Genomic DNA, 10661 nt, shown 5'->3' on the forward strand with positions numbered 1-10661 from the left:
CAACGAATCATTCAATGCCCACTCACTCGAAATTCAATATCAAACTCTTCCTGCAAAAAATTCTGATTTGCTTGAGTGTACTCACAATTATCCCGAATGCGTCTGCTCAGGTTTGGGCGACGGCAACTTCAAAGCATCGAACAGATGATCGTGTTATCGTATTTCGCTATCTCAAAGAATTTAAAAATGGCTACGATGTTACGCAATATCCAGACCGTGTGATTCTTACATGGACATATTTTGGAAACAAGGGCATGCCATCTAAAGATGAGCGGGTGAAAATGGACAAACTTGAAGATACTCTCCAACCCCTACTTGACAAAAATAATTTGGCCACGCTCACGATAGTATCTACAGGTAATAATGTGCGTGAATGGAAATACTATGCAAGATCAGGCGATTCTTTCAAGCATGCATTGGATTTGGTGCTTAAAGAATTCTCAGACTTATCCTTAGAATTTCAAAGCTCACGTGATCCGGAATGGACCGCTTATAAAAGCTTTAAAGCTACTGTCAAAGAATAGATTAAAGCGTCATTCTCTAATCCCGCACTGCATTCCCACGCTGATCAAACACATGACACCTATGCCCCGGCAGTTGTATGCAAAGATCAGCCCCCGGATACAAGTCTGAAGTATCCGCTGGCAGCTTGATGGCAAACAGGTTTTCTTCACCTGCCAGCGTCGCATAGACGATTGCAGCATCGCCCAGATGTTCGACGAAGCTGATGCAGACTTCGAGCTGGTTGCTGTGCTCTGTGGTTTGTGATGCCAGCAGGATATGCTCGGCCCTGATGCCGAGGCTGACTTCGTCGCCTGCTTGCAGACTGCTGCTGGCAAGCTGAACGTTGATATGAGTGCCTGCTGCCAGCTGCAGTTCGACCTCGTTGCCGAGATTGCGCAATACCCTGGCTTTGACGATGTTCATTTTAGGTGAACCGAGGAAACCTGCTACAAAGAGGTTGGCGGGTTTGTCGTAGAGTTCCAGCGGTGCGCCTATTTGTTCTATCTTGCCGCCATTGAATACGGCAATGCGCTGACCCAGGGTCATGGCTTCTACCTGGTCGTGCGTGACGTAGATCATGGTGGCGGCGAGTTCTCTATGCAGCTTGCTGAGTTCTATGCGCATTTGTACGCGCAGGCTGGCGTCGAGATTCGATAGTGGTTCATCAAACAGGAACAGGCCGGGCTTGCGCACGATGGCGCGGCCTATGGCGACGCGCTGGCGCTGGCCGCCGGACAGGTCACGCGGCTTGCGTTGCAGCAGGTGGGTCATTTGCAGGATGCTGGCGGCGTGTTGCACGGCTGTGTCTATCTCGACCTTGCTCATGCTGGTGAGGCTGAGGCTGAAGGCCATGTTTTCATACACGGTCATATGCGGGTACAAGGCATATGACTGGAACACCATGGCCAGACCGCGTTTGGCGGGCGGGATGTCGTTAGCCAGTTGATTGTCTATATGCAGTTCACCGGCACTGATATCCTCAAGACCGGCAATCATGCGCAAGAGCGTGGATTTGCCACAGCCTGAGGGGCCGACAAAGACCATGAATTCACCATTGCGCACGTGCAGGTCTATGCCTTGCAAAACCTGGTTATTGCCATAGGATTTGCTGATCTGCTGCAGTCTGACTTCGGCCATTCCTGATATTCCTTAAGCCTGGACCACTGCGGCAGTGGAGAAACCGGCAACCGGTATCTGGCCGCTGGCGACCACTTCTGCAGCAAACCACGCACGTGCTGCATCAATAGCAGGTGGTGCAAAGCCGTAAGTGATGAGTGCAGGTGCCTGTATGTCCAGCATTTGAAACGGGTTCCACAAGACCAGGTGCAAGTCAGGCTTCCAGGTGTCGCGTACCTGTTTGCTATAGCGTATGCGCACGGTGGATGCCAGTACGACAAAGCGGCCATCATCTGGCAAAGCGCTCCAGTCAAAGCTGTTGGCATTGTCAAAGGTGACGGTATCTACATCATACAAACTGGCCAGCATGGCGCTGACTTTTGCTGCGGGTATGCCCGCTTCTGACACGCCATCGCTGACCACATCGGCACTGATGACGAGGCGCAGCTTGCTGCCCTTCGCAGGCGGTTGTGCATTGCCCTGGGTAGTCAGGCCACGCTTCCAGGCGCTGGACATCAGGATGCGGTCTGCCATGTCGGTCTGGTAGGCCGTATCTATGCAGGGATAGGTCTTGGTCAGGTCGGCCATGCGCTGCAGTTTTTGCTGTACTTCTGCGAGAGAAATCTGACCAGACAAAATTACTTCTGTCAGGGCATTCAGGGTTTCCAGCTGTGTCTCTGTGGTGCCCAATGCCATGACCATGTCGGCACCGGCCAGCAAGGCACGTACTGCGGCATTGCCTACTCCATAGCGGCCTGCAATTGCATGCATGTCCATGCCGTCGGTGATGACGACGCCCTGGTAATTCCATTGATCGCGCAGCAGGCCTGTCAATATCGGTTTGGACATGGTGGCCGGGTTTTCTGCATCAAGCGCGGGGTAGACGATATGCGCTGTCATCATCGCTGGCGCATTGCGGCTGACAGCGATCTGGAAAGGTGCCAGTTCCAACGCCTGCAATTCCTCCAGGCTTTTGTTCACGGTCGGCAAGTCACGGTGGGAATCAACATTGGTGTCGCCATGGCCAGGAAAATGCTTGACGCAGCAAGCCACGCCTTCAGCCAGGCTACCGTCCATCCAGGCCAGCGCCAGTTCACTGGCACGCTTGGGATCAGAGCCAAACGAGCGTTCAGAGATGACGGGATTATCAACATTGTTATTCAGGTCCAGCACAGGCGCAAAGTTCCAGTTGAAGCCCAGGGCCTTGACGCCACGCGCCACAGCAGCGCCTACCTGACGACATAGCTCAGTATCATCGCTGGCCCCCAGCGACATTGCCGCCGGGGGCTGCGGTACCCAGGTGGAGCGCACGACTGCGCCCCCTTCCTGATCGATGCCGATCAGCGCCCCCTCCCCCAAGATAAGGCGCAGATCAGCCGTCAGTTTTTTCAGCTGGATTTCGTCGACCATGTTTTGCCTGAACAGGCAAATACCACGGATATGATTGTCTTTTAAAAATTGTGCCGATGTCTCATCCAGGCTGGTGATGGGCATGCGTATCATCACCAGTTGCCCGGCCAGGCGGCGTGCTTCTTCGCGTGTCAGGGTTTGTTGCGCATTTTTGTCTTGCTTATTGTCTTGCTTATTGTCTTGCATCATTTCACTGCTCCATCCATGCCGCGCATAAAAAAGCGCTGGGTAAATAAAAAAGCGACCAATATAGGTGCAACTGTCAAAATGGTTCCTGCCGCAATCACACGGGTGCTGCTGCCATAAGTGCCGCGCAAATACAACACACCGGCAGACAAAGGAAAATCTTCTGGCTTGCTGATGACGATGGATGGCCAGATGTATTCATTCCATGCCTCCACCGCAGTCAAGATGCCCACCGTTGCCAGCCATGGCGTAATCAATGGCAAAACGATGCGATAAAAAATAATCCATTCACTGGCACCATCAACACGGGCAGCATCAAGCAAGTCTTGCGGTACTTCATCAAAAGCCTGCTTCAGCAAGAGTATAGAGACTGCTGTGACGATATTGGGCAAGACTACGGCGGTATAAGTATTGACCAGGGATATCTTGGTCATGGTAATGAAATTGACCAGGAAATTGACTTCAGACGGCAAGATCATGGTTGCCAGTATCACACCCATGATGAGCTTGCTGCCGCTGAACTGCATGCGCGATAAAGGGTAAGCGGCAAGTGAGCACACGACCAGCTTACCCAGCACTGTGGTCAAAGTAATCAGTAATGAATTCTTGTAGAAAGCGATGATGGGGATAACGCGGAAAGCCTCTATAAAATTATCTAGTGAAATGCCACGCGGCCAGAAGGTGGGCGGGAATTCAAACAGATTGCCTTCAGTAGACATCGCCACCACCAGTGTCCACCAGAACGGGAAAATGCAGATGATGGCAATCAGGCTCAACAAGCCATATTGTGAAGCCGTGCGCAGGATTTTTTTGATATTCATGCTCATTCCCTGTGCCCTGGTTTAAGCCAGCGCAAACAGACAAAGGCAATCACCATACAACACAAAGACACCACAAAACTTGCAGCCAGGCCACGCGGCAGCTTCAAGTGTTTCAAGCCCTGGTCATAGGCGTAATACAGGGCCGTGAAGGTGGAATTCATGGGGCCACCCTGCGTCAGCACATCGACTTCCTGATAAGCCTTCAAAGCTGCCAGTACTGACATGATGCTGCAGACCAGTATTGTCGGTTTCAGCATGGGCACGGTGATGCGCCAGAAGCGTTGCCAGCGATTGGCACCATCCAGTATGGCTGCTTCCTGCATCTCGGCGGGCAGTGACTGCAAGGCCGCCAGGTACATCACCATATACCAGCCCAGGCCACGCCAGAAAGAGACAAACATCACGGCAAACAAGGCAAGTGCATCATCCGACAACCAGCCCAGTGGCGCAGCGATCAGATGCAATTGCAGCAGCACATAATTGAGTGTGCCCTGATCATGAAACATGAAGCCCCACATGATGCCGACCACTGATACTGTCGTCACCACAGGCACATAATAGGCGGCGCGAAACCAGCGTATGCCGGGCAATTGATTATTCACGAGCACAGCCAGCGATATCGCCCCCAATTGCGTGAAGGGTACGACCAGCAAAAACAGCAACGAATTTTTAAGCCCGGTCAAAAACATGTCATTCGCAAACAGGGCACGATAATTGGCGAAGCCCACCCAATGCACTTCGCGTATCAGGCTGAAATCAGTAAAACTCAGGTAAGAGCCATACATGACGGGCCAGAAAGAAAACATCAGCAGCAACAACAAGGCTGGAGCCAGGAAGGCATAGGCCAACAGATTACGTCGCTTGTTCGTTGCTGACAAAGAGCCAGGCATACTCATGGCAGCTTCACTCCTTGCAACTTGCGGTTCCAGATAGCTACGGCCTCATCCAAGGCTTCTTGTATATCACGGCGGCCAGTGACGCCAGCTTCGACGGCCTTGACCAGGAAGCGGCGCAATTCATCATAATCATCTATGCCGCTGACGTACAGGCTGCGGGCAGAATTCATGGAATTTGCCGCCACTGCCAACGCTTGTTCTGATGCACCTGCATTGGGTAATATTTTCTTGAAGTAGGAATTTGTCAATGCCTGTTTGGTCGTCGGCATGACACCGGCCATGCTGGCAAAAGCCAGTTGATTGGCATCGCTGGTCAGGTATCGGGCGAAGGCGGCAACTTCAGGTATATCTTTTTTCTTTACGCCTTTGGGTATGGCGAAATGAAACATCCAGCCACCGTCATTGATGCCCGTCGGGCCTGGCGGCACAGGGAAGATACCGGTTTGCGCATAGATTTCTGGAGCATCAGTTTGTATGCGTTTGATGGCAGTGGGTGCGCTGACCATGACGCCAAGGCGACCACCGAGATAGGCATCTACCACTGCAGGGAAATTGTCTTCTGCAAATAATTTATCTTTTAAAAAACCGCCCGCCTTGTAAGTGGCAGCCAATTTTTTGACCAGGGTCACATGGGCTGGCGAATTGAAGACTGCCTTGCCATCACGAATTAAATCCAGCCCCTGCTGCATGAAAAAACCATCGATCTTGCCGAGTGCTGGTGCGTAGCCAGGTTTGCCGGTTTTGAGGGAGATCATGACTGCCTGGGTCAGCAATTCATCCATGCTGCGTGGTGCCTGGAAGATGCCTGCCGCTGCCAGTATCTTGCGGTTATAGGCAATGACATTAACGTTGCTGTAATGCGGGAAACCATAGACCTTGCCATTGAAACGCAGGTCGGCCAATGCGGCATCGGTGTAGTCATTGGCTGCACCTGGCGCTGCCAGCAATGCATCAACAGGTTCAAGCAAACCATCACGCGCCATTTCTTCTGCCCAGGGTACGCTCAAATTCACCAGTGCTGGCGGTGTACCGGCAGCGATCGCGGTGATCAGTTTTAATTGCAGAATGTCCCAGGGAAAGTCCACCCATTCGAGCTTGATGCCAGGGTGCTGGGCTTCGTAATTTTTGACGAGTTCCTGGAAATAGGGAATGAATTTTGGCTTCAGGCTCATGGTCCAGAATTCAATTTTCTGGACGGCAAAGGCATTGCCGTGCAAGCCAAAACTCAATAGCAGTACGCTCAAGAACACGCGTAATTTTGTTACCAAAATCACTCTTTTACATATACTCCCCAATATTTTTAAGCAATCTCGCATTTTAGTCATACCAATCTTGCTATTAATAAAAATACTGGGGGCAGTATCTATTTTTTAAGTTTTTAAAAAATAGCCTGCTGCTTTAGCTATGTCAATTTGTCTTGGTGACTTTGCTCAAGTGCCTTGGCTTATCCGGGTCCAGGCCACGGGCAATCGACAGGTTTGCTGCCATCATGTAGAAGGCTTGTATTGCAACCACCGGATCAAGATCAGGCGTTGCCGCAACTGGCAAAGTCAGGTTACGTTCTTTGACATCTTCTGGTGCTGCCAGCAAGACATTCGCGCCACGGCCACGCATTTCTTCTGCCAGGGCTATCAGGCCAGCTTGTGCAGGGCCACGGGTTGCGAATATCAATAATGGATAACCATCATGTATCAGGGCCATGGGGCCATGTTTGATTTCTGCACCGCTGAAGGCTTCTGCCTGGATGACGGAAGTCTCTTTGAATTTAAGTGCGGACTCCAGCGCAACCGGGAAGCTGATGCCACGACCCACTACCATGATGCGTGATGCGGGTTGCAAGACTTCTATTGCAGGTGACCAGTCGAGCTTGGTGGCAGCGTGCAGGGATTCTGGCAACTGTTCTATCGCCGCCAAAAATTCTGCATCGTTTTGCCAGTGGCCTGCCAGGCGTGCGCCCGCAACCAGGGAAGTGATGAAGCTCTTGGTCGCAGCCACGCTCAGTTCCGGGCCTGCGTGAAGTGGCATGGTCCATTCTGCGCTTTGCGCCAGAGGCGATGCTGCGTCGTTGACGAGGGCCACTGTCGTCGCACCGCCTTCGCGGAAATAACGGATAGGCTCAACCACGTCAGGGCTTTGGCCAGACTGTGAAATCGCAATCGCCAGAGCGTCTTTTGCTGCCAGCGGTGCCTTGTTCAAAGTCACCAAAGACATGGGCAACGAAGCGACGATGCGCCCTACCCTGGCCATGATCAGGTAAGCTGCATAATTGGCGGCATGGTCTGAACTGCCGCGGGCCACGGTGACAACCGATGTTGGCGGTTTGGCGCGCAAGTGTGCGCCAAGTTCGGCATAGCGCTCACCTTCATGTTTGAGTTGTTCGGCTACAAAATCAGCGGAAGAGCTGGCTTCCTTAAGCATCTGCGAGGTCAATCTTTTCTCCTTCTACATAAACAGCGATGAGGTTGAGCTGGCGATCCAGTACAACCAGGTCTGCGTAACTGCCAGCCTGCAGGCGGCCACGCTCATTCAATCCCAGATAATCGGCTGCGTAGGTAGAAACACGCTTCGATGCATCTTCCAGGTCCAGGCCTATGCTGACCAAATTGCGCAAGGCCTGATCCATGGTCAGTGTGCTGCCTGCCAGTGTGCCATCTTCAAGACGCACACCGCCCAGGCATTTATGCACGACCTGGCGGCCCAGCATATATTGACCATCCGGCATGCCGGAAGCTGCGGTGGAATCAGTGACACAATACAGATGCGGAATCGCACGCATGGCGGCTTTGATCGCGCCAGGGTGGACATGCAACAAGTCGGGAATAATTTCAGAAAACTGCGCATGCGCCAGCGCAGCGCCGACCATGCCGGGTGCACGATGATCCAGGCGCGACATGGCGTTATACAAGTGGGTAAAACCGGTGGCACCGTTTTCCAGTGCTGCCTTGCCCTCTTCGTAAGTGCCGAGAGTATGGCCTATCTGTACCTGCATGCCTATGGCTGTCAGCTCGCGCACCAGCTGCAAATGCCCATCCATTTCTGGTGCCACGGTGATCAGGCGGATTGGCGCGATCGCATCAAGATGGCGCACCTGCTCCAGCGAACCTGTGTGGGCAAAGTCTGGCTGTGCCCCCAGCTTGCCGGGATTGATATACGGCCCTTCCAGATGCACACCCAATATGCGGGCAGAACCACTGCTGCGTTTATCCACCAATGGCCTGATCGCCTTCAAGGCCATTTCCAGGTCAGACAGCGGTGCTGTCATGGTGGTGGCCAGCATGCTGGTGGTGCCGTGTTTGGCATGTTTGCGGGCGATGATTTCGACGGCGTCACCAGCTTCCATGGTGTCTTTGCCACCGGCGCCATGCACATGCAAATCAACAAAACCGGGCAAAATGTAATGCAGGGATTCTGCATCGGCGGTGCTTTCTACATCAGCATCTGCAGTGATGGTCTGCACTCTTTCATCGAACACCAGAAAGCCGCGCACCCAGCCTTGGGGCGTCAGTATTTGTCCCTGCACTTGTTGTTGCAAGCTCATCTGAACAACTCCGCCACAAAGTCATAGTAATCGCTACGGCAATGAGAATGCGACAGTTCTATCGCTGCACCGTTAGGGAGATAGGCAACACGGGTAATGAACAACATGGCAGCACCCTGCTTGATATCTGCCAGACGCGCTTGTTCGGCAGTCGCATTCACGGCGCGTATATGCTGCAAGGCGCGTGTCGGTGACAGGTTATGTGACTCCAGATAACCGTACAGGCTGTCACTCACCAGTTTTGGATTTGGCATGTAGATTGCCGGAATGGTCGAACTTTCTATCGCCATCACGACATTGTCGGCAGTACGCAAACGCTTCAAACGCGACACCACGGTGTTGGGCGACAGGCCCAAAGACAAAATCTCTTCTGGCGAAGCGATGCCCGTTTCACGTGACAACCAGCGTGACCCTGGAACAAAACCACGGTTGCGCAATTCTTCACTGAAGTTGGTCAGGCGCGACAGCGGTTGTTCAAGCTTGGGCGTGATGTAAGTGCCAGAGCCATGTTTGCGGGTCAGCATGCCACGTTCGCACAGCATGTCTATGGCCTTGCGTGCTGTGACGCGTGAGATTTCCAGAGTGTCAGATAACATGCGCTCAGATGGCAAGGCTTCGTCCGGCTGCCACAATCCGCTATGTATGCCGTTCGCGAGCTTGTTCGCTAATTGTAGATACAAGGGGGTAGAACTTTCTGCATCAGGTTTAAAGTCTATCAATTGTGCCAGCATGTCTTTCTCTCTTTTTATGTATTTATTGGGCTTGCAAATGCTGTTGTATCAGGATGAGAGCCCCAACTGCGGAATCGGCTTTGGGCATTTGTATTCTCTCTTTTAAATCTGCTGGCAAATAGCTGGCTACCGGTGCTGCCAGACCGCCACACAAGGCAATCGGCAATGCAGATTCCGGGTCCAGGGCATGCGCCATGATTGCCACTTCTTTACCGGCATCCAGCATGATCGCACGGGCGACTTCTACCTCGGGTGCAAAGCGTATCACCAGGGGTGCCAGTTCAGCATAACGGGTTTGATTGGCTTGTGCGAGCCAGGCGAAGACAGCATCTTTGTCGCCGCCGCAATGTACCAGCACCGCGCTGGCAAATGGATTGCTGACAGCGCGACCATCAAGCACACGTTGCAAATGATTGACGGCTCGCATACCCAGCCAAGCACCACTGGCTTCATCACTGACGGGGAACCCCCAGGCACCCACCTCACGACGCTGACCATCTGGTAACAAAACTTCACCGACACTACCAGTTCCTAAAGCGATGATAGAGCCTGGCTTGCCATCAAGTGCACCCAGCAAAGTAGTATAGCCATCAGTTTCAGCACGCACCGCGCCAAAACCTGGATTGAGTGCAACAAACTCTCTCGCCCAGTGAATATTGTGAACACCAGCGAGACCGCAGCCGACTGCAATATCAACCAGGGCTGGCATATCCAGGTTTGCTGCTGCAAAAGCTTGCTGGGCCGCCAGCAAGATAGACTGCCAGGCTTTATCACGTCCATGCGCCAGACCGGAAGGACCTGCACTGCCACGCCCCAATTCTTTGCCACTGGCATCAGCCAACACCACTCGCGTGCCAGTACCGCCACCATCGGCACCAATCAAATATGTACAAGCAGGTTTTGCTGAGGACTGTGCTGCAGTCGCTGACAAATCAGATGTAGAAAGATGTTCTGCTTGTTTGTTCATTGATAAGTAAATGATGGTAAGTTTTATCAGGCCGGATCAGAATCTGTACTTCTGCTACTATTTTAAGCCTCACTGTAAGTTTTTTTACTAGTGGATGTCAATAGGTATTTAAGTGGTATCGTTAAATTTAATTTTTCCTCTTTTGTTTCCACCACACTATTGCCATCCAGCACAATGAAACAGGCTTGCTACTTGGCCCATCCACTACAAGCGCCAAGACAACTTGTATTAGCGCCTGTAGTGACTATTTTTACTTCAAGAACTGCTCGTTCCCAACCATACCAATCTTGGTCACACCCAGACGCTGTGCCGCCGCCATGACCGCAGCCACAGACTTGTAAGGCACGACAGCGACTGGACGCAGGTGGATCTCAGGCTGGTTTGCCACTGAAGCGGCTTCCGCCAGTTTTGCTTCCAGTTGCTTGGGATCTACTGCAGTCCCATTCCAGGACACGGTACCATCAAAATCCACATCCACATTGATCACGACTG

At 52.5% G+C, this 10661-nt stretch carries 11 protein-coding genes; 1 reads left to right on the forward strand and 10 read right to left on the reverse strand.

Going from position 1 to position 10661, the window contains the following annotated elements; genetic code table 11:
* The first annotated feature begins 14 nt into the window (after positions 1-14).
* Positions 15-524: a DUF695 domain-containing protein gene (locus ACO0LD_RS27825; protein WP_423012096.1), complete on the forward strand. Its 510-nt coding sequence runs from the start codon at positions 15-17 to the stop codon at positions 522-524.
* A 16-nt stretch (positions 525-540) separates the two neighbouring features.
* On the opposite strand, the gene ACO0LD_RS27830 is transcribed toward ACO0LD_RS27825, so the two are convergent.
* The 10 genes from ACO0LD_RS27830 to ACO0LD_RS27875 all read right to left on the reverse strand — a co-directional run.
* On the reverse strand, positions 541-1641 hold the full coding sequence (locus ACO0LD_RS27830) for an ABC transporter ATP-binding protein (RefSeq protein ID WP_423012098.1): 1101 nt from the start codon (positions 1639-1641) through the stop codon (positions 541-543).
* Between the two features lie 12 nt (positions 1642-1653).
* Positions 1654-3219, reverse strand: a complete 1566-nt coding sequence (gene nagZ, locus ACO0LD_RS27835; RefSeq protein WP_423012100.1) for a beta-N-acetylhexosaminidase — start codon at positions 3217-3219, stop codon at positions 1654-1656.
* Positions 3216-4037 carry a carbohydrate ABC transporter permease gene (locus ACO0LD_RS27840; protein WP_423012102.1) on the reverse strand — a complete coding sequence of 274 codons (822 nt, stop codon included), beginning with the start codon at positions 4035-4037 and terminating at the stop codon, positions 3216-3218. The genes nagZ and ACO0LD_RS27840 overlap by 4 nt, the downstream gene beginning before the upstream one ends.
* Positions 4038-4039: 2 nt before the next feature.
* On the reverse strand, positions 4040-4933 hold the full coding sequence (locus ACO0LD_RS27845) for a carbohydrate ABC transporter permease (protein WP_423012104.1): 894 nt from the start codon (positions 4931-4933) through the stop codon (positions 4040-4042).
* Positions 4930-6201: an ABC transporter substrate-binding protein gene (locus ACO0LD_RS27850; protein WP_423012106.1), complete on the reverse strand. Its 1272-nt coding sequence runs from the start codon at positions 6199-6201 to the stop codon at positions 4930-4932. Before ACO0LD_RS27850 ends, ACO0LD_RS27845 begins: the two co-directional genes overlap by 4 nt.
* A 139-nt stretch (positions 6202-6340) precedes the next feature.
* The gene (locus ACO0LD_RS27855; RefSeq protein ID WP_423012122.1) at positions 6341-7351 is read right to left on the reverse strand and encodes an SIS domain-containing protein; all 1011 of its coding nucleotides are present in this window, start codon (positions 7349-7351) and stop codon (positions 6341-6343) included.
* Positions 7344-8471, reverse strand: a complete 1128-nt coding sequence (gene nagA, locus ACO0LD_RS27860) for an N-acetylglucosamine-6-phosphate deacetylase (protein WP_423012108.1) — start codon at positions 8469-8471, stop codon at positions 7344-7346. The genes ACO0LD_RS27855 and nagA overlap by 8 nt, the downstream gene beginning before the upstream one ends.
* Positions 8468-9202 (reverse strand): GntR family transcriptional regulator, encoded by a 735-nt coding sequence (locus tag ACO0LD_RS27865; RefSeq protein WP_423012110.1) that lies wholly within the window; start codon positions 9200-9202, stop codon positions 8468-8470. Before ACO0LD_RS27865 ends, nagA begins: the two co-directional genes overlap by 4 nt.
* Before the next feature lie 22 nt (positions 9203-9224).
* The gene (locus tag ACO0LD_RS27870) at positions 9225-10169 is read right to left on the reverse strand and encodes a BadF/BadG/BcrA/BcrD ATPase family protein (protein ID WP_423012112.1); all 945 of its coding nucleotides are present in this window, start codon (positions 10167-10169) and stop codon (positions 9225-9227) included.
* A 250-nt stretch (positions 10170-10419) separates the two neighbouring features.
* Positions 10420-10661 (reverse strand): ExbD/TolR family protein (locus tag ACO0LD_RS27875; protein ID WP_423012114.1); only part of this gene is annotated, 242 nt, incomplete at its 5' end.

The sequence above is a fragment of the Undibacterium sp. Ji83W genome (assembly GCF_049340385.1).
In the GTDB taxonomy this organism is placed as follows: Bacteria; Pseudomonadota; Gammaproteobacteria; order Burkholderiales; family Burkholderiaceae_D; genus Undibacterium.

What these genes read in the sequence shown, in the direction of transcription:
- ACO0LD_RS27825 (WP_423012096.1), top strand. Translation starts at nt 15, where the DNA reads ATGCCCACTCACTCGAAATTCAATATCAAACTCTTCCTGCAAAAAATT.
- ACO0LD_RS27830 (WP_423012098.1), bottom strand. Translation starts at nt 1,641, where the DNA reads ATGGCCGAAGTCAGACTGCAGCAGATCAGCAAATCCTATGGCAATAAC.
- nagZ (WP_423012100.1), bottom strand. Translation starts at nt 3,219, where the DNA reads ATGATGCAAGACAATAAGCAAGACAATAAGCAAGACAAAAATGCGCAA.
- ACO0LD_RS27840 (WP_423012102.1), bottom strand. Translation starts at nt 4,037, where the DNA reads ATGAATATCAAAAAAATCCTGCGCACGGCTTCACAATATGGCTTGTTG.
- ACO0LD_RS27845 (WP_423012104.1), bottom strand. Translation starts at nt 4,933, where the DNA reads ATGAGTATGCCTGGCTCTTTGTCAGCAACGAACAAGCGACGTAATCTG.
- ACO0LD_RS27855 (WP_423012122.1), bottom strand. Translation starts at nt 7,351, where the DNA reads ATGCTTAAGGAAGCCAGCTCTTCCGCTGATTTTGTAGCCGAACAACTC.
- nagA (WP_423012108.1), bottom strand. Translation starts at nt 8,471, where the DNA reads ATGAGCTTGCAACAACAAGTGCAGGGACAAATACTGACGCCCCAAGGC.
- ACO0LD_RS27865 (WP_423012110.1), bottom strand. Translation starts at nt 9,202, where the DNA reads ATGCTGGCACAATTGATAGACTTTAAACCTGATGCAGAAAGTTCTACC.
- ACO0LD_RS27870 (WP_423012112.1), bottom strand. Translation starts at nt 10,169, where the DNA reads ATGAACAAACAAGCAGAACATCTTTCTACATCTGATTTGTCAGCGACT.